We start from the raw sequence: 16,807 nt of genomic DNA, 5'->3' as shown, positions 1-16,807 counted from the left end.
AAGCCCTTAAGGGAGGTCATTGGGAGGGTCTGGGTCATGACCGGAAAGCCCCGCGACGACCGGGAGACGGAATCCCGCGAAGGGGAAGCCCGCGAGGCCATGGTCGGCGAGATCGTCGCCGAGGTCGCGGCGACCGCCGCCTTTCTCGGCAAGGACCGGCTCGACCCCCGGGTGCTGGAGGCCCTGCGCAAGGTGCCCCGCCACGCCTTCGTGCCGGCCTGGGAGCGGCCCTTCGCCTACGAGAACCGGCCGCTGCCGATCGGCGAGGGCCAGACCATCTCGCAGCCCTACATCGTCGCGATCATGACCGACCTGGCGCGGATCGGCCCCGGCGACCGGGTCCTGGAGGTCGGCACCGGCTGCGGCTACCAGGCCGCGGTGCTCGCCGAGCTGGCCGCCGAGGTCGACTCCATCGAGCGGGTCCCGGCCCTGGCCGCGGCGGCGGCCGAGCGCCTGGCCGACCTGGGTTACCGCAATGTCCGGGTCCGCGCTGGCGACGGCACCCGGGGCTGGCCCGAAGCGGACGACGATGGGGCGCCGCGCCGCTACGACGCCATCCTGGTCACCGCCGCGGCCCAAGGCGGCGTGCCCGCAGCCCTGACTCGCCAGCTGGCGCCGGGCGGCCGTCTGGTGATCCCGGTCGAGCGGCATCCGCGCAGCAACGCCCTGCAGGAATTCGACCTGCGCGCCCTCTGGTTCGGCCCCCAGCAGGACCTCCTGGTCGTCACCAAGGACGCGGAAGGCAAGGTGGCCGAGCACACGATCCTGCCGGTCGCCTTCGTCCCACTGATCCCGGAGGGGAAGTCCGCGAAGGCCTAACGCCAGAGGCTAGGCTGTATACTCAGGAATTTGAATCGGAAAAGCTGCCGCGGAGAATGTCCGGCCAGCATCCAGCTTCAGACCTTCTCAAGCTGCTTGCGACATTGAGATAAACAGCCAGGAACGGCCATACTCCAGCTTCGAAGTCTCTCGGGGACGGCGGCGGAGCCCACCCCATCCTATCCGGGGCTCCGCCAGCTCATTTGTTGGTTAGCCGTGGCAGACGCAGCCCGTGTGTTCGCAGCCAGCGCCCTTGGGGTGCCCCTCGGCGCAGGCGTCGCTGCAGTAGTTGCGCTCGCCCTTCTTCACGGCGCTATTGACGTCGACAATGCAAACGCAATCGGCACAGGCGCACTTTTGCTGTGTCACGGTCACCATTAGTCTTCTCCTTCCTGCGGCTCGTCGGAGCCGTGATGTTCGTGGACGAAAAGGTGGTCGATCATGATCTTGAGAACGTCGCGCACGCAGGCATCGGCCATCGAGTAGAACACCTGCTTGCCCCGCCGCTCCGCCCGCAGCATGCGCGCGGCCCGCAGCAGCCGAAGGTGGTGACTGACCAGCGAGGCGGAGAGGCCCAGTTCCTCGGCGATGTCGCCGGCGGGGATCTCGCGCTCCATGCAGACCATCACGATCGACAGGCGGGTCGGATCCGCCAGCAGCCCGAAGGTCTCGGCAAGTTGGGCAGTCTGGTCCGGAAACAACTCAACATCCTTTATGACTGAACAATTAAACCATTGTTCAAGTGTTGTCAATCAGAGTTTGGTCAAACACGTCTTCCTACCGCAATTGACTGGGCGCCGAGTACGCTGACTGGGCGCCGAGTACGCATCGGCAGCTTTGGGATACCCGGTCCTAGACATGACGAACTTGGGATCCACCACACGAGCCCGGAATCTGTCCGCACCGCCTCGGCTCAATGCGGACCACTTCGCACAATATTCGACGCTGCTCCGGTGCGCCCATCTTAGACAGGCGGTCGCTCAACAAAGCTGCATAGTCACAAGCAACCATCAATCGTCAGAAGACAGCTTGTTCGCAAGCACGATAATTGCATCTAATTTTGTAATGTTATAACGTGACACATTATGTATCGACAGCGTCGGAATTGAGTCCGTGTCCGATCCATCCATTTACCGTCCCCTCGACTCCCAAGTTGCGACCGTCGACACAGCCTCGGACGATCTGCTGCGGAAGGCTTTCATTGGCGCCTTCCACACCGACCTGCCGCCCGGCTATGCCAAGGTGAAGGGACCGGTCGAGAAGATGTGCGACAGGAAGGACCGTGCCATGCTGGCGCTCGATCCGAATTCCGAGGAGGGCAAGCAGTTCGCCTGCCCCGCGCTGGTCTTTGGCACCGGCCTGATCCGCGTCTGCTCGCGCAGATCCTCCGTGAGACCGATGCCGTGATCGGCGGCACGCTTTGTTTCGACGCGCTCTCGGCCAAGGGCGGTCCCGCGTCGACCTATCTCGACATGCTCCGCCACAATGTCGGCGCGATCCCAGAGGCGCTTGGCTCATGACGGTTCCGCATCTCTCTCGGGAGCCGGTCCTGGGTCCTGCGACCGGGGTCAATTGGTCGGACGATGTGGGGGTCCTGAAGACTCTCGGCATGAAAGGTATTGCGCTCGCGGTCTGGCAGCGCACCCTTTCTGAGCAAATGGGCATCTGGCTCGATCGGCTGGCGCCAGACCGGCTGCCGGTGCTTAAGACCATCGTCGCCATAGAGGAAGTGGAAAAGGCCGTGTGCGCGGCGGCCCTTTCGGCCGGACTCCCGCAAGGCGCTGAGCCAGACCGCTTTGCTGCGGACGTGGCCCATCTCTCCCGACTTCTGACCGCGATGGCCCCGGGAAACATGCTTCGGATCAGGCTGAAGGCACAGGCGGAGGAAGCCCTTCCGCCTTTCGACCGACCGCTCGGTCGCGCGCGGTTGGTCTGCTGCTACCGAGGCCATGGCCTGCAAGTCGGGGCCCGTGAAGATACCGGACCGCCCACCCGGCTCACCTTCGTGCCACGGGGGGACGTGATCCTGTTCCGAGGTCTGCTCTGGCCGGATCGTCAGCCGCCCGGCGTGGTCTATCGACCGGCATCGCCGGAGAAACCAGGCGGAACCAGCTTTATCCTCACCATCGAGCCCGTCGACGATATCGCTGGCCATGGCTGACAACGGTCTCTGTCTCTGTACGATCGGAAAATTCACTGCCGGTCCAAACCTCTGGACCAAGGCTCTGGAGATGCGGCCGATGGCTTGTTGAGGCAGAGCAGCAATCGTCTGCGGCCCGTGCCCGCGATCGGCGGAGAACGGTGGACGATTCCGCTTCCGGGCCCGGCGCAGCTTCCCTTGAAGATCGCCACGTGGTGGGCCCTCAGGTGTTCGATCGGCCCTTTGAAACGCTTCTGCGTGCGGAGCGCCGCCTCGGCGTGGCGCGGCCGGACCCACTCGGTCGCCGGACCATAGTAGGTCGTCAGGAGGCGTGCTGCGACACAGTCCCGATGGAATCTCCAGCAGGCATCGCCACCGACGCTCTCCAGCCGCACGTCCACGAGATCGGTCCGGGCGACTCGCGCGAACGCAGAGACGAGATTGTCGACGTCCCGGACCAGGAGGGCGCGCATCTTTCCTTTGGGCAAGCCACAGTCGTTCAACAGCGGTTCCATCGCCCGTACAAGGTCCTCGGGTCGAACAAGAAGGCGTATGTTTGGCAGAAGCGTAACATCGAGCCGCTCCAGCCAGGTTTGTAGGGACAGGGGAAGCGAGCGCCGCCAGATCACGAGCTCCACGTCGGGCCTGGTGATGGCGCCAAGGCCTTCCGCCGCCTCGCATGTCTCGATTCCCGCGCCCTCCGCAAAGGAAGTGCTGATGGCCTGCGGACTTGGCCATGTCCTGGCGTCACGCGGGGTGGTCTGGTCGGCGCTCGAGGGCCAGGTTTCTTCACCGGAATCCCACGGCCTCATGGCGGATACCTTCGGCGTAGTTTTGCCGGAACAGGTATCAGTCTCCCAGTCCAAAACACCCTTGGCGGACCTGGGCGGATCCAGTGCCTCTGTTCGCTTGGGCAAATCGCCGTCCTTCAAAGCTGGGTTGGGTTCGGCGCGTCGCCGTAGACGTCCTTCGGGTCGAAGGTCCTTTGTGTCTCAGCGAACACGAGGCGCGTGGGCGCTTCTGGTGGGCCGCGGAGTTCCACCGACCGATAGAAGCAGGAACGGTAGCCGACATGGCAGCTGGCGCCCGACCCCGCGACGCGGACGCGCAGCCAGACGGCGTCCTGATCGTCGTCGATGCGCATTTCGACAACCTCCTGGACGAGGCCGCTGGTCGCGCCTTTGCGCCAGAGGCACTGGCGGCTCCGGCTCCAGTAGTGTGCCTCGCCGGTCGCGATCGTTCGCCGCAGCGCGTCCCGGTTCATGTATCCGAGCATCAGAACGTCGCCGACGTCGGCGTCGGTCGTCACGCAGGGGATCAGCCCGTCGGCATCGAACTTGGGTGCCAGGGCAAGGCCCTCTTCGACTTGCTCGACCGTCGTGCGGGCGACAAAGGGGGCCGAAACCGTCGAGTCGGCGTGCTCAGGTCTCATGCGGGGCGTTCCTCTGGCTGCCGATCATCGACAGAAATTCTCGACGCGTCGTCGGGTCGTCGCGAAAGCAGCCGAGCATGCGGCTGGTGACCGCGCTGACCCCCGGCTTGCGGATGCCGCGTGTGGTCATGCACTGGTGCGCCGCCTCGATGACGACGCCGACGCCACGCGGCTTGAGCAAGTCCTGGATCGTGTCCGCGATCTGTGACGTCAGCGCTTCCTGGATCTGCAGCCGCTTGGCGAAGACCTCGACGAGGCGCGCGAGCTTGGAGAAACCGACGACCCGCCCCGTCGGCAGATAGCCGATGTGCGCTCTTCCGAGGATGGGGACGATGTGATGCTCGCAGTGGGATTCGAGGCGGATATCGCGCAGGACGATCATCTCGTCATAGGCGGCGGTCTCCTCGAAGGTGGTGGCCAACAAGGCCACCGGGTCTTCGTCGTATCCGGCGAAGAATTCCTCATAGGCACGCACGACGCGCTCGGGTGTTTCCTTCAGCCCCTCCCGGTCCGGATCGTCTCCGGCCCATTCGATCAGCGTGCGAACGGCGGCCTCCGCCTCAGACCGGCTCGGCCGATGGCGCGCGCCCGATTTGATGCGTGATGAGGTCGAGGGCGGGGTCTCAAAAACCGCAGTGTCCATATCCTAGCCTTTCGTCAGTTTCGGGCCGCCCCCGGTGGCAATCTCTCTTGCGTTGTAGAACGCTACGTTATAACGTTACAATTATTTAACGCAAGATCAGACTGCGCGATGACAGAACCGCCGATCCGACCCCGACCCTGCACCGATCCGAATTGCCGCGGCGAGCATTCACCGCGTGAACGTGTTGCGCTGGCTGTATCGATCTGCGAGGCGCGCGGCGTAAGGATGACAGAGCTCCGCCGGCATATCCTCGAACTGCTCTGGGCGAATGCCCGGCCGACGGGTGCCTACGAGCTGATCGAAGCGCTCAAGCTCGAGGATTCGCGTCCGGTCGGACCGCCCACCGTTTACCGGGTGCTTGGGTTCCTCATGGCGCAGGGCCTCGTCTCCAAGATCGAAAGCCTGAACGCCTACGTCCCCTGTGCCCATCCGGAGCGCGGACAGGATTGCCTTTTCTTCATCTGCAGCAGCTGCGGGGCATCGGTTGAGCTCGAGGATCCCCGGATCGGAGGACTGCTTGCCGAGGATGCGGCCGCCCTCGGGTTTGCCGTGAAACGACGCATGGTTGAGGTCGAGGGGATGTGCGCGCGGTGCGCTGAAGCGAGCTCAGGCTGAACGGGAACGAGGAGCCCCACCCATGGAGAGCCGGTATCTGGATGGACCGTCACGGCGTTCGCCGATCTCGGTGCTGGCCGGGTTCTTTGGAAGCGGCAAAGCAGGGTTCGGTACGGCGCGGGCACAGAGCAAAAACCCCAGCTCTCCCGACCCAGGGGCCGATACCATTCGGCCGGGAGCGCTGGCATGAGGGCGCGGCGCAGCCCTTCTTCGCTCTTGCTGCTGCTGCTCGGCGCCGGGCCCCGGCTGGCCGGCGCGGCACTGATCGTTGCAGCGCTCTGGGCCAGCTTCTTCTGGGCGACGTCCACGCCGGGGCGCCTGTGACCCACGCCCTCAAGTTTCAGGACCTGACCCTCGGCTACGACCGGCTTCCGGCCGTGCATCGCCTCTGCGGCGAGATCGCCGAGGGCAGCCTGACGGCCATCGTCGGACCCAACGGGGCTGGCAAATCCACGCTCTTGAAGGGGGTGGTCGGCACGCTCCCGCCGCTCGGCGGAGGGATCGCCTTCGGCGCGCTGACGCGGGATGACGTCGCCTACCTGCCGCAGCAATCCGACGTTGACCGGTCCTTTCCGATCACGGTCGTCGATCTCGTGGCAATGGGGCTCTGGCGAGAGATTGGCGGCTTTGCCGGCCTGCGACCTGGACACCGCGCGCGCGTCGCAGAAGCGATTTCCGCGGTCGGACTCGAAGGGTTCGAGACGCGGCCGATCGGATCGCTGTCGGGCGGGCAGGTCCAGCGCACGCTCTTCGCCCGGCTTCTGCTGCAGGACGCACGGCTCGTCCTGCTGGACGAACCCTTCACCGCGGTCGACGCCAGAACCGTGGCCGACCTGATCGGCGTGGTGCGGCGCTGGCACGGGGAGGGACGCACGGTGCTGACCGTGCTGCACGATTTCGACACGGTGCGCGCCCACTTCCCGGAGACGCTGATGCTGGCGCGCGAACTCGTCGCCCATGGGCCCACGGCGCAGGTGCTGACGGCCGAGAACCAGTTCCGCGCCCGCCGGATGTGCGAGGCCTGTGGCGGCCCTCCGCATACCTGTGGCCGGGGTGCCGCGTGATGTGGGAGGTCCTTGTCCAGCCCTTCGCCGATTTCGGTTTCATGCGGCGCGCGCTCATGGGCTGCATCGCCATCTCGGTCGGCGCGACCCCCGTGGGGGTCTTCCTGATGCTGCGCCGGATGAGCCTCACAGGCGACGCGATGGCTCACGCGATCCTGCCGGGCGCGGCCGTGGGGTATCTGATCTCCGGCCTCTCGCTGGGCGCCATGACCATCGGCGGGCTGGTCGCCGGCATGGCCGTGGCGCTGCTGTCGGGCTTCGTCACGCGCGTCACCGCGCTTCGCGAGGACGCGAGCCTGGCCGCCTTCTACCTGATCTCGCTGGCCGTCGGCGTGCTGATCGTCTCCACCCGAGGCAGCAATGTCGACCTCATGCACGTGCTCTTCGGCACCGTGCTCGCGCTCGACGACGATGCGCTGATCCTCTTGTGCTCTATCGCCAGCCTCTCGGTGCTGACCCTTGCGCTGCTGTTCCGGCCGCTGGTTCTCGAATGCGCAGACCCACAGTTCCTGCGCTCGGTAAGCGGCCTGAGCGCCGTGACGCATTTCACCTTCCTTGCGCTTGTCGTGCTGAACCTCGTGGGCGGCTTCCATGCGCTCGGAACGCTGATGGCAGTCGGCATCATGATCCTGCCTGCCGCCGCCGCGCGGTTCTGGGCCGCCAGCATCGGGGGGCTGGTCGTGTCCGCGGTCGCCTTCGCAATGGTCTCGAGCCTCATCGGCCTGTTGCTCTCCTACCATTTCAGCCTGCCGTCCGGGCCGGCGATCATCCTTGTGGCGGGTTTCGCCTACGGCCTGTCGCTGCTGCTCGGGCCGGTGGGCGGCCTTGCCGCGCGGGCCTTCCTCCGCCGCCACCTCCAAGCCTGAGAGGATCTTTCCATGCCTAACCGTAGAACCCTCCTGACGTCCGCCATTGCGCTTGCCGTTCTGTCGCTGGCCGCTCCGGCGGCGGCGCAGTCCGACGGTCCGATTCCCGTGGTCGCGACCTTCTCGATCCTCGGCGACATGGTGGAGCGCATCGGCGGCGAGCAGGTCGTCGTTACAACGCTCGTCGGTCCTAACGGCGACACCCATGTCTACCAGCCGACCCCGGCCGCCGCGCGAGCCGTGAGCGAGGCGGAGATCCTCGTCGTCAACGGGCTGGAGTTCGAAGGCTGGCTGGACAGGCTGATCGACGCTTCCGATTTCCGCGGTCTCCGCGTCGTGGCGACCGATGGGGTCGAGCTGATCGCCTATGAGGACGACCACGATCGGGAAGAGCACGCCGCCGAAGAGGGCCGCGATCACGATCACGAGCAGCACGCCGCAGAAGAGAGTCGCGATCACGACCACGACCACGAGCAGCACGCCGCCGAAGAGGGTCGCAATCACGACCACGGGGAGCACGAAGAAGCTGGCGCTCATGATCACCATGACCACGGCGCCTTCGACCCGCATGCCTGGCAAAGCCTCACAAACGCGGTGATTTATGTCGACAACATCACCGCCGCGCTCGCCAAGGCCGACCCGGAGAATGCCGGGACCTTCTACCAGAACCGCAAGGCCTATGTGGCGGAGATCAAGGCGCTCGACGCTGAGATCCGCGAGATCGTGGCAAGCCTGCCGACCGGCCGTCGTACCGTCGTTACCTCGCACGACGCGTTTCAATATTTCGGCCGCGACTACGGGCTGACCTTCCTGGCGCCTCAGGGGCTGAGCACCGAGTCCGAGGCCTCGGCGCAAGATGTCGCCCGCCTGATTGAGCAGATGCGAGACGAGAGCATCTCGGCCGTCTTCGTCGAGAACATCACCGACTCCCGCCTTTTAGAGCAGATCGCGAACGAGACCGGGGCCACCATCGGCGGCACGCTCTACCCCGGTGCGCTCTCAGGGCCGGGCGGCCCGGCGCCCAGCTATCTCGACATGATGCGCCATAACGCGACGACCCTCGCGCAAGCGCTGAGTTCGTAAGGGAGGCGGATGAAGCCATGAATGCTCAAGATACCCGTCTTCCCGTCACCGTCCTTTCCGGTTTCCTCGGCGCCGGCAAGACGACGCTCCTGAACCGCGTGCTGAACAACCGCGAGGGCCGTCGCGTCGCGGTGATCGTCAACGACATGTCCGAGGTGAACATCGACGCCGATCTCGTCCGCGCGGACACCGAGCTCAGCCGCACCGACGAGACCCTGGTGGAGATGTCGAACGGCTGCATCTGCTGCACGCTGCGCGACGATCTGCTAGCGGAGGTGCGCCGCCTCGCAGTTGAGGGGCGCTTCGACTATCTGCTGATCGAGTCGACGGGCATCTCCGAGCCGCTTCCCGTAGCGGCGACCTTCGAGTTCCGCGACGAGGCGGGCGAGAGCCTCTCCGACGTCGCCCGGCTCGACACCATGGTCACGGTCGTCGACGCCGTGAACCTGCTCAAGGACTATTCGAGCCACGACTTCCTGCGCGACCGCGGCGAGGCGCTGGGCGACGACGACGAGCGCGCGCTCGTCCATCTGCTCACCGACCAGATCGAGTTCGCCGACGTGGTGATCCTGAACAAGGTGGACGACGCGCAGCCGCATCAGGTCGACGCCGCACGCAAGATCATCCGCAGCCTGAACGCCGATGCCCGCATCATCGAGACGAATTTTTCGGACGCGCCCGCCGACGCCATCCTGAATACGAGGCTCTTCGACTTCCAGAAGGCCCACGAGCACCCGTTGTGGGCCAAGGAGCTATATGGCTTCGTCGATCATGTGCCCGAGACCGAGGAATACGGGGTCACGTCCTTCGTCTACCGGGCGCGGCGCCCCTTCGAGCCGGAAAAGATCCTGGCCGTGCTGAACAGCGAGATGCCCGGCGTGATCCGCGCCAAGGGGCATTTCTGGATCGCCACGCGGCCCGACTGGCTGGCCGAGTTCTCACTTGCCGGCGCACTCTCCTCGGTGAAGCCCATCGGCACCTGGTGGGCGACCGTGCCCAAGGAACGCTGGCCCGACCACGAGACCGCACGCGCCTACCTGGCCGCCCACTGGCAGGAACCCTGGGGGGACCGGCGGCAAGAGCTCGTGTTCATCGGCACTGACATCGACTGGCCGCAGCTGAAGGCCCGGCTTGACGCGGCGCTTCTGCCGGAACATATCGCCCAAGGCCCCGCGACCCTTCCTGACTTGCCCGATCCGTTTCCGATCTGGCGGCGCGCGGAGACGGCGGCATGACCTTTGTGCGTGAGGTTCTCAAGGGCGTGGTCATCGGGCAGGAAAAGGGCTGTGATGCTGTCGGCGGCCCAATGCCCCTGCACAGTTAAATCGATGCAGAAAGCGGATGTCGGTCTCGGTGGTTTCCTGCCCTCGCAACCATTCAAGCCCCTGATTCTCAATGAAGAGTCAAGGGCTCTTTGGTTCTCGATTGCTGAACAGACCGACCAGGTAAGCACCGGATGAGCACCTTCGGGCAACCAGCGCCCATGGCCCTCATGTGCTGGATATTGCTGAGCCTAAGTCTGTCGTGGGTCATTCCGGCTCTTCATGGCGCGCGCCAGGCAAGGTCCGAATTCCCCGCAAACCCGGAAACTCATCCGGGCGGCTTCGCCGGCCCAGATTCTGAGTTCACGCGCTAGGCCGGCGGCCGCAGCCTGGTCTGGATGAAGTCCCAGTACTTGGGGTCCTCGTCGTCGAAGATCTCGGGCCCGCCGCCCATGTAGGCGCGGGCCAGCTCGTCGGCCGAGCGGTCGAGCTGGCCAAGTTCGAACTGCGCCTGCCCCAGGCGCAGGTGGACGAAAGGATTGCCCAGGCCGTCCGGCGCGGCGACCGCCTGCTGCAGCGCCTCCCGGGCCTCGTCGTAGGCGCCGAGATGGAAGCTGCAGTCGCCGATGGCGGTGTAGATCCAGGTCGCCGCCTCCCAGTCGGTCTTCGGCTCGGGCACCAGGGCCAGTGCGTCCTCGTAGCAGGCGATGGCGCCTTCGAGGTTGTCGTCGTCCAGCAGCACGTCGCCCGCCGCGCAGTGGGCGGTGATCTGCCGATAGGTCGTGTCGTCGAGTTGCTGCATGGTCTCCGTCCGGAAAGGGGTCGCCTTGTGTCGGCGCGCCGTCGCGGCACCCCCGTCCCTACGGCAAAGACCTTGGTTTCCCCTTAACGCGGCCGGTATCGACTCAGGCCGCTGCCTGCCGGCGGCAGAAGCAGGAGGCCCGGATCGGCACCTCGGCCCGGGCCAGCGCCTTGTCGAGCTGCAGCTTGACCAGCGCCGCCTCGACCGTCTCGCCGCGCCGTGTCAGGCACTCGTGCAGGCCGTGCAGGCTCCAGACGTTGCCTGGATGCTGGCAGGCCCGGCTGAGGGTCGAATCCAGGCCGAGGTCGGCCCGGTAGACCGCCTCCGCCTCCTCGTGGCGCTCCTGCTCCAGGAGCAGCGCGCCCAGAGCGTGGCGGGCCGGCTGCATCCAGCCCCAGGGCTCGTCGTAGGGCAGGCCGTCGTCCAGCGCGACGGCGCGGCGCAGGTGCGCAAAGGCGACCTCGTGGTCGCCCTTATGATAGGCGAGCTCGCCCAGCAGCATCTGCTCCGCCACCTGCAGGATGTCGCGGCAGGTGTTGTTGAAGAGCATCCGGCTCTCCGGCACCCGGTCCCGGGCGGCGAAGAACCGCTCCCGCTCGGCCTCCGCGCCGGCGATGTCGCCGGTGTTGGCGAGCGCCACCGTACGCGCGTAGCGCAGCATGGCCGTGGTGACGCAGTAGAGCGCCGCGTCGGCGGGCAGGTCCTGGGCAAGGATGTCCTGCCAGCGGCCGAAGCGGATCAGCACGTGCTGCTTCATCGGGACGAAGGCCTCGAACCAGTCCGCCAGGGGCCGCAGCATGGCCTCGGGCAGGGTCTCGATCAGCTCCTCGGCCGCCTCCAGGGCCGGCCGCGGCTGGCCGAGGAACATCGCCCCGTAGATCTTGAAGTGATAGTTGTGGCAGCGGTAGACGGAGTAGAAGTTCTCGGCGCCGGCCCGCTGCAGGAACTTGCGGTCCGCGATGATCGCGGTGTGGTTCCTGGAGACGACGTTCATGTAGTCGCCGCAGAGCACGTCGATGTGGGTGCCCATGTGCAGCAGGTGGCCCGCGTCGGGCACCAGGGTGCTCAGGCGGTCGCCGTGGCGCAGGGCGCGCTCGGGATGCGGCGACATCTCCATCAGGTGGATGTACATGTGCAGCAGGCCGGGGTGCTCCCAGGCGCCGTCGAGGCGGTCGAAGGCGGTCTCCAGGACCTCGATCGCCTCCAGGGTGTCGGCGCCCTCGGCCGGCGCCCCGGAGGGCAGGTCCCAGAGCTGCCAAGGCGTGCGGTTCATGATCGCTTCCGCGAAGAGGCAGCAGACGTCGATGTCGTCCGGGTGGTCCCGGTGCACCGCGCGCATCGCGTCGGCGTAGGCGTCGTTCCAGGGCCCGAAGTCCTCGACCCCCGCGTCCTCGGGATAGCGCGCGGGCAGGGCCTCGATCAGCGCCCGCTCCGCCGGCGTGGCCCGGTCCAGGAGCTCGCTCGCCCGCGCGATCGCGTCGCGCGCCTGGGCCAGGGCATCGGGCTTCTCCTCCGCCTCGAAGGTCTCCCAGGGCTTGTTGTAGTTGGGGCCGATCGCATAGGCGATGCCCCAGAGCGCCATGGCGCAGTCCGGGTCGGCCTGCAGCGCCTTCCGGAAGCAGACGATCGCTTCTTCGTGGTTATAGGCATAGGTCCAGATCAGGCCCCGATCGAACCAGAGCTGGGCCTCCGGCGAGGAGGTGGTCACCGCCCGCGCATAGCGTCCGAGATCGTAGTAGTCCATGATCGCTCCCCCCTGACCCGCAGCCTTGCGGTGGCTTCGGCGAAGCTGCGCCGCGGGTCTTCTCGCAGCGGTCAGTTTAGCGGAGATAGGTCTCAACCGGTGCAGTCCTTTCTCCGCCGCAGTCGGTGGGATCGGCCACGGATACCTGGAAGGGGCTTGCATGGGACCGGCGGCCGTAGCCGGGGACAAGGTCGAGGCGGACCCCGATAGATCGTCCCAGCCTTCCGAAAGAAAGGCACTGCCTTCGCTCGAGGGAGTCGGTTCGAGCGGAGATCGGTCTATCCGATTCGACCTTTCCGCAGGGCAGTGCGGAGCAGCGATTCGAGCCCGAGATCGCCATCGTCGTTCAGCAGAGCGCGGGCGTTCTCGACCGGGATGCCGGCGAGCCGCGCCATGGCCATCTCGAAGAAGCGGAGATCACCCACCGACAGGGCGCGGAAGGCGATCGAGGTGCTCAGTCGGCCCTGGAGGTCGAGGTCCGCCACCTGGGCCTCGAGCTCGGCATCGGTCAGGTTCTCCGACTGCAGCAAGGCGACCGTGGCCCGGTCGCGGGCCTTGCGCAGGAAGCTGGAGACGGCACCCAAGGACAAGGCATGCTTCTGGGCCAATTGGCCGACGATCTGCCGGGTCACGATGTCCATCAGCTGTTCCGAAATGACGGTCGGCAAATGCGGACGTTGCGCGAGGGACGTACGCATCGTCTCGGAATGGCCGTACTCCTTGAGCACCCGGTCGAGCAGCCTGGAGTCGAGCTCGGCGCCCTCGTTGGCAACGAGGCAATTGACCGCCTCCTCGTAGCCACTGTCGATGACGGCTTCGGCCAGGAAGGCGGAGACCGGGTTGCGGCTCGCGATGGCGACCTGATGCTCCGGGCCGCCGCTTCTTAGCACTGCGACCAGGTCGTCATCGGTCAACACCTTGGAATAGCGCAGCACCGGCAAAGCGACGGACTCGACGTCCTGCGCCAAGATCAGCGCCACGTCGCGCGGCAGGTCCGGGCAGTCCTTGAGCTGAGCCGCGAGCGCCTCGCGGACCCGGACCTCAGCGTCCCTGACGAGGCCGCGCAGGATGTCCTCGGCGATGCGGCGCTCCTCGACCCCAAGGGCTGCGCCCTTGAAGCCGACGGCGACCTTTGTCGCGATCTCGACCCGGCTCTCGGGTCTCTGGTCCGTCTGGAGTCGCTCGACGTCGCGCTGATTGAGAAGTTCCGGAAGGACAGACATGGGTCGGACCCCAAGCTGCGAAGCTTAGAAGGGCGACCGGCGCGGGCCGAGTCGCTCTAGGCCGAAAGATAGCACCTATTTTGCTTATCAATCGGTTAAGGCCGGCCGCGGGCGCCGCCCCGCAGCTTCGTCCGTGATGGTCCAGCGCCGCGCCCTCCCCGCTTGCAATGCCGGGGCTTTGCGGCCAAGTCTTGGGGGATGAATGCGCGCTCCCGGGGCCGGATCACCGCGGTCCTCGGCCCCACCAACACCGGCAAGACGCACCTGGCGATCGAGCGCATGCTCGGCCACGCCACGGGCATCATCGGCTTTCCGCTGCGCCTGCTGGCGCGGGAGAACTACGACCGCGCGCTGAAGGCCAAGGGCCGGGGCCAGGTCGCCCTGGTCACCGGCGAGGAAAAGATCGTCCCGCCGGGCGCCCGCTACTTCTTCTGCACCGTGGAGTCCATGCCGGTCGACCGGCCGGTGGACTTCCTGGCCATCGACGAGATCCAGCTCGCCGCCGACCCGGAGCGCGGCCACGTCTTCACCGACCGGCTGCTCCACGCGCGCGGCCTGCAGGAGACCATGTTCCTGGGCGCCGGCACCATCGCCCGCTTGATTCGGACCCTGGTCCCCGAGGCCGAGCACGTCTCGCGGCCGCGCCTCTCGACCCTCAGCTACGCCGGGCCGCGCAAGGTGACCCGCCTGCCGCCGCGCTCGGCCGCGGTCGCCTTCTCGGCCGCCGGGGTCTACGAGCTGGCCGAGCTGATCCGCCGCCAGCGCGGCGGCACGGCCGTGGTCCTGGGCGCGCTCAGCCCGCGCACCCGCAACGCCCAGGTCGGCATGTTCGAGGCCGGCGAGGTCGACTACCTGGTCGCCACCGACGCCATCGGCATGGGCCTGAACCTGAGCCTGGACCACGTCGCCTTCACCAAGCTGGTCAAGTTCGACGGCCGCCATCCGCGCCGCCTGAGCCCGCCCGAGGTCGCCCAGATCGCCGGCCGCGCCGGCCGCCACATGAGCAACGGCACCTTCGGCACCACCGCCGAGCTGGGCCCGATGGACCCGGAGCTGGTCGAGGCGGTCGAGAGCCACCGCTTCGACCCGATCACCGGGCTCTACTGGCGCAACGGCGAGCTGGACTTCCGCTCCCCGGCGCAGCTGCTGCGCAGCCTGGACCGCCGCCCGCCCGATCCCTGCCTGCTGCGGGTCCGCGAGCCGGACGACCAGAGGGCCCTGGCTGCACTGCTGAACGACCCCCAGATCCGCGAGCGGGCCGGCAACCCCGAGGCGCTGCGTCTGCTGTGGGAGGTCTGCCAGATCCCCGACTTCCGCAAGATCCTCTCGGACCAGCACGCCCGCCTGCTCGGCCAGGTCTTCTGCCACCTGCGCGACGGCGAGGGCCGCCTGCCCGACGACTGGGTGGCGCGCCAGATCGCCCGCATCGACCGGGACGACGGCGACATCGACACCCTGGTGGCGCGCATCGCCCACGTTCGCACCTGGACCTACATCAGCCACCGGGCCGACTGGCTGGAGGCCGGCGCCGAGTGGCAGGAGCGCACCCGCGCCCTGGAGGACAAGCTCTCCGACGCCCTGCACGCCCGCCTGACCCAGCGCTTCGTCGACCGCCGCGCCGCCGCCCTGGTGCGCCGCCTGGCCGAGGGCGGCGAGCTGATCGGCGCCCTGCGCAGCAACGGCGAGGTGGTGGTCGAGGGCGAGTACGTCGGCCGGCTGGCCGGCTTCCGCTTCGAGCTCGACCCCGAGGTCGCCGGCGAGGACGCCAAGCCCCTGCTGGCAGCGGCCCGGCGGATCTTGGCCGGCGCGGTCCCGGCCAGGCTGCGCGACCTGGAGGCCTCGCCCGACGGCGTCTTCACCCTGGCCAGGGACGGCCAGATCCTGTGGCAAGGCGCCGCCGTCGCCCGTCTGGCGCCGGGGCCGGAGGTCCTGAAGCCGGCGATCCAGCCGCTCGCCAGCGACTTCCTCGACGGCCCGGAGCGCGAGCGCCTGCGCCGCCGCCTGGACGCCTGGCTGCAGGCCCTGCTGCGGCGCAAGCTGGCGCCGCTCTACCGCCTGCGCGGGGCCGGCCTGGCCGGGGCCGCCCGCGGCGTCGCCTTCCAGCTCGCCGAGGCCCTGGGCTGCCTGCCGCGCGGCGCCTTCGGCGGCCAGCTCGAGAGCCTGGGCAAAGCGGACCGCAAGGCCCTGGCCGAGCTCGGCGTGCGCCTGGGCATGACCGGTGTCTATCTCGCCGACCTGCTGCGCGGCCGCACGGCGCCGCTGCGCGGCCTGCTGTGGTGCATTCACGCCGGCCGGCCGCTGCCCGCGCTGCCGCCGGCCAAGGCCAGGTCCTTCGCCGTCGGGGGCGGGCTCGACCCCCAGCTCTGCCAGGCCATGGGCTTCCGGCGCCTGGGCCGCGACGGCGGCAAGCTCGCGGTCCGCGCCGATGCCCTGGAACGTCTGGCCCGCGAGGCACGCAAGCTGAGCCGGCAGGGCGCCTTCGCCCCGACCCCGGCGCTCTGCGGGATCATCGAGGCCGGCGAGGCCGAGCTGGGCAGCGTGCTGACCGGCCTCGGCTACAACGAGAAGACCGACGCCCAGGGCAGCCGCTTCGAGCCCCGCAACGGCAAGGCCGGCACCAAGGGCAAGGCGGCGGCGAAGCGGCGCCGCACCAAGGCGCCGGCGCATTCGCCCTTTGCCAAGCTGCGCGACCTGGGGCTGGCCAAGTGAGCGGCCAAACGAGCGGGGCGGCCGAGGCCTCGATCCGGGCGGACAAGTGGCTGTGGTACGCGCGCTTCTTCAAGACCAGGACCCTGGCCAGCAAGGTCTGCGCCTCCGGCCAGCTCCGCCTTTCCGGCAGCCTGGTTGCCAAGGCGCACCAGAAGGTCAAGATCGGCGACGTCCTCACCTTCCCGCAGGGCCGCCACATCCGGGTGGTCAAGGTCCTGGCCCTCGGCAGCCGGCGCGGCCCGGCGCCCGAGGCCCAGGGCCTCTACGAGGACCTCAGGCCGCCGACCGCCGAGACGCGGCTGCCCCGCGACACCCCGGTCGCCCGGCGCGAGGCCGGCAGCGGCCGGCCGACCAAGAAAGAACGCCGCGCCCTGGGGCGCCTCACGGATCGCGACTGAGCGCGGT

Annotated in this window: 19 protein-coding genes; 11 read left to right on the top strand and 8 right to left on the bottom strand. The window is 67.7% G+C overall.

From position 1 onward, the window contains the following. Positions 1–36: 36 nt before the first annotated feature. Positions 37–819: a protein-L-isoaspartate(D-aspartate) O-methyltransferase gene (locus QNJ30_16405; protein MDJ0945051.1), complete on the top strand. Its 783-nt coding sequence runs from the start codon at positions 37–39 to the stop codon at positions 817–819. A gap of 210 nt (positions 820–1,029) precedes the next feature. Here QNJ30_16405 and QNJ30_16400 read toward each other — a convergent pair whose 3' ends face one another. After that, on the bottom strand, positions 1,030–1,197 hold the full coding sequence (locus tag QNJ30_16400) for a metallothionein (GenBank protein ID MDJ0945050.1): 168 nt from the start codon (positions 1,195–1,197) through the stop codon (positions 1,030–1,032). Next, positions 1,197–1,520: a metalloregulator ArsR/SmtB family transcription factor gene (locus tag QNJ30_16395; protein MDJ0945049.1), complete on the bottom strand. Its 324-nt coding sequence runs from the start codon at positions 1,518–1,520 to the stop codon at positions 1,197–1,199. The genes QNJ30_16400 and QNJ30_16395 overlap by 1 nt, the downstream gene beginning before the upstream one ends. A gap of 412 nt (positions 1,521–1,932) precedes the next feature. Between QNJ30_16395 and QNJ30_16390 the strand changes: the two genes are divergently transcribed. Together QNJ30_16390 and QNJ30_16385 are read left to right on the top strand one after the other, a co-directional pair. Then, a complete protein-coding gene (locus tag QNJ30_16390) occupies positions 1,933–2,226 on the top strand; it encodes a hypothetical protein (GenBank protein ID MDJ0945048.1) in 294 nt (97 codons plus the stop codon). A gap of 109 nt (positions 2,227–2,335) precedes the next feature. Further along, positions 2,336–2,980, top strand: a complete 645-nt coding sequence (locus QNJ30_16385; protein ID MDJ0945047.1) for a DUF1826 domain-containing protein — start codon at positions 2,336–2,338, stop codon at positions 2,978–2,980. 32 nt (positions 2,981–3,012) lie between these two features. Here the strand turns inward: QNJ30_16385 and QNJ30_16380 are convergent, their stop codons facing one another. The 3 genes from QNJ30_16380 to folE all read right to left on the bottom strand — a co-directional run bounded on the left by QNJ30_16380 (position 3,013) and on the right by folE (position 5,034). Then, a complete protein-coding gene (locus QNJ30_16380; protein MDJ0945046.1) occupies positions 3,013–3,771 on the bottom strand; it encodes a DUF1826 domain-containing protein in 759 nt (252 codons plus the stop codon). A gap of 116 nt (positions 3,772–3,887) precedes the next feature. Beyond that, positions 3,888–4,391 carry a phosphoribosyl-AMP cyclohydrolase gene (gene hisI, locus QNJ30_16375; GenBank protein MDJ0945045.1) on the bottom strand — a complete coding sequence of 168 codons (504 nt, stop codon included), beginning with the start codon at positions 4,389–4,391 and terminating at the stop codon, positions 3,888–3,890. Then, positions 4,381–5,034 carry a GTP cyclohydrolase I FolE gene (folE, locus tag QNJ30_16370; GenBank protein ID MDJ0945044.1) on the bottom strand — a complete coding sequence of 218 codons (654 nt, stop codon included), beginning with the start codon at positions 5,032–5,034 and terminating at the stop codon, positions 4,381–4,383. The genes hisI and folE overlap by 11 nt, the downstream gene beginning before the upstream one ends. Positions 5,035–5,259: 225 nt before the next feature. Here folE and QNJ30_16365 point away from each other — a divergent pair, with 225 nt between their 5' ends. From QNJ30_16365 to QNJ30_16340, 6 genes are all read left to right on the top strand, one after another. Further along, the gene (locus QNJ30_16365) at positions 5,260–5,649 is read left to right on the top strand and encodes a Fur family transcriptional regulator (GenBank protein ID MDJ0945043.1); all 390 of its coding nucleotides are present in this window, start codon (positions 5,260–5,262) and stop codon (positions 5,647–5,649) included. A 186-nt stretch (positions 5,650–5,835) separates the two neighbouring features. Beyond that, positions 5,836–5,973 (top strand): hypothetical protein, encoded by a 138-nt coding sequence (locus QNJ30_16360; protein MDJ0945042.1) that lies wholly within the window; start codon positions 5,836–5,838, stop codon positions 5,971–5,973. Then, positions 5,970–6,713, top strand: coding sequence for an ABC transporter ATP-binding protein (locus tag QNJ30_16355; GenBank protein ID MDJ0945041.1), 744 nt, complete (start codon positions 5,970–5,972; stop codon positions 6,711–6,713). The genes QNJ30_16360 and QNJ30_16355 overlap by 4 nt, the downstream gene beginning before the upstream one ends. Then, entirely contained in the window at positions 6,713–7,579 is an 867-nt protein-coding gene (locus tag QNJ30_16350; GenBank protein MDJ0945040.1) for a metal ABC transporter permease, read from the top strand. Before QNJ30_16355 ends, QNJ30_16350 begins: the two co-directional genes overlap by 1 nt. Positions 7,580–7,591: 12 nt before the next feature. Continuing rightward, on the top strand, positions 7,592–8,662 hold the full coding sequence (locus tag QNJ30_16345) for a zinc ABC transporter substrate-binding protein (protein MDJ0945039.1): 1,071 nt from the start codon (positions 7,592–7,594) through the stop codon (positions 8,660–8,662). 17 nt (positions 8,663–8,679) lie between these two features. Beyond that, positions 8,680–9,897 (top strand): GTP-binding protein, encoded by a 1,218-nt coding sequence (locus tag QNJ30_16340; GenBank protein ID MDJ0945038.1) that lies wholly within the window; start codon positions 8,680–8,682, stop codon positions 9,895–9,897. Between the two features lie 397 nt (positions 9,898–10,294). Here the strand turns inward: QNJ30_16340 and QNJ30_16335 are convergent, their stop codons facing one another. The 3 genes from QNJ30_16335 to QNJ30_16325 form a co-directional block, all read right to left on the bottom strand. Next, a complete protein-coding gene (locus QNJ30_16335) occupies positions 10,295–10,726 on the bottom strand; it encodes a tetratricopeptide repeat protein (protein ID MDJ0945037.1) in 432 nt (143 codons plus the stop codon). Between the two features lie 103 nt (positions 10,727–10,829). Beyond that, entirely contained in the window at positions 10,830–12,470 is a 1,641-nt protein-coding gene (locus QNJ30_16330; GenBank protein MDJ0945036.1) for a tetratricopeptide repeat protein, read from the bottom strand. Positions 12,471–12,748: 278 nt separating this feature from the next. Then, the gene (locus QNJ30_16325; GenBank protein MDJ0945035.1) at positions 12,749–13,693 is read right to left on the bottom strand and encodes a DUF2336 domain-containing protein; all 945 of its coding nucleotides are present in this window, start codon (positions 13,691–13,693) and stop codon (positions 12,749–12,751) included. Between the two features lie 198 nt (positions 13,694–13,891). On the opposite strand from QNJ30_16325, the gene QNJ30_16320 reads away from it, so the two are divergent. Together QNJ30_16320 and QNJ30_16315 are read left to right on the top strand one after the other, a co-directional pair. Next, on the top strand, positions 13,892–16,402 hold the full coding sequence (locus QNJ30_16320) for a helicase-related protein (protein ID MDJ0945034.1): 2,511 nt from the start codon (positions 13,892–13,894) through the stop codon (positions 16,400–16,402). Then, on the top strand, positions 16,399–16,800 hold the full coding sequence (locus tag QNJ30_16315; protein MDJ0945033.1) for an RNA-binding S4 domain-containing protein: 402 nt from the start codon (positions 16,399–16,401) through the stop codon (positions 16,798–16,800). Before QNJ30_16320 ends, QNJ30_16315 begins: the two co-directional genes overlap by 4 nt. Positions 16,801–16,807 lie beyond the last annotated feature (7 nt).

Source organism: Kiloniellales bacterium, assembly GCA_030066685.1.
In the GTDB taxonomy this organism is placed as follows: domain Bacteria; phylum Pseudomonadota; class Alphaproteobacteria; order Kiloniellales; family JAKSBE01; genus JAKSBE01.
Note: the sequence above shows the minus strand (reverse complement) of the source record. Positions and strands in the feature narration are given on the sequence as shown.

What these genes read in the sequence shown, in the direction of transcription:
- folE (MDJ0945044.1), bottom strand. Translation starts at nt 5,034, where the DNA reads ATGGACACTGCGGTTTTTGAGACCCCGCCCTCGACCTCATCACGCATC.
- QNJ30_16365 (MDJ0945043.1), top strand. Translation starts at nt 5,260, where the DNA reads ATGACAGAGCTCCGCCGGCATATCCTCGAACTGCTCTGGGCGAATGCC.
- QNJ30_16360 (MDJ0945042.1), top strand. Translation starts at nt 5,836, where the DNA reads ATGAGGGCGCGGCGCAGCCCTTCTTCGCTCTTGCTGCTGCTGCTCGGC.
- hisI (MDJ0945045.1), bottom strand. Translation starts at nt 4,391, where the DNA reads ATGAGACCTGAGCACGCCGACTCGACGGTTTCGGCCCCCTTTGTCGCC.
- QNJ30_16325 (MDJ0945035.1), bottom strand. Translation starts at nt 13,693, where the DNA reads ATGTCTGTCCTTCCGGAACTTCTCAATCAGCGCGACGTCGAGCGACTC.
- QNJ30_16405 (MDJ0945051.1), top strand. Translation starts at nt 37, where the DNA reads ATGACCGGAAAGCCCCGCGACGACCGGGAGACGGAATCCCGCGAAGGG.
- QNJ30_16330 (MDJ0945036.1), bottom strand. Translation starts at nt 12,470, where the DNA reads ATGGACTACTACGATCTCGGACGCTATGCGCGGGCGGTGACCACCTCC.
- QNJ30_16320 (MDJ0945034.1), top strand. Translation starts at nt 13,892, where the DNA reads ATGAATGCGCGCTCCCGGGGCCGGATCACCGCGGTCCTCGGCCCCACC.
- QNJ30_16345 (MDJ0945039.1), top strand. Translation starts at nt 7,592, where the DNA reads ATGCCTAACCGTAGAACCCTCCTGACGTCCGCCATTGCGCTTGCCGTT.
- QNJ30_16385 (MDJ0945047.1), top strand. Translation starts at nt 2,336, where the DNA reads ATGACGGTTCCGCATCTCTCTCGGGAGCCGGTCCTGGGTCCTGCGACC.
- QNJ30_16340 (MDJ0945038.1), top strand. Translation starts at nt 8,680, where the DNA reads ATGAATGCTCAAGATACCCGTCTTCCCGTCACCGTCCTTTCCGGTTTC.
- QNJ30_16335 (MDJ0945037.1), bottom strand. Translation starts at nt 10,726, where the DNA reads ATGCAGCAACTCGACGACACGACCTATCGGCAGATCACCGCCCACTGC.
- QNJ30_16400 (MDJ0945050.1), bottom strand. Translation starts at nt 1,197, where the DNA reads ATGGTGACCGTGACACAGCAAAAGTGCGCCTGTGCCGATTGCGTTTGC.
- QNJ30_16380 (MDJ0945046.1), bottom strand. Translation starts at nt 3,771, where the DNA reads ATGAGGCCGTGGGATTCCGGTGAAGAAACCTGGCCCTCGAGCGCCGAC.
- QNJ30_16350 (MDJ0945040.1), top strand. Translation starts at nt 6,713, where the DNA reads ATGTGGGAGGTCCTTGTCCAGCCCTTCGCCGATTTCGGTTTCATGCGG.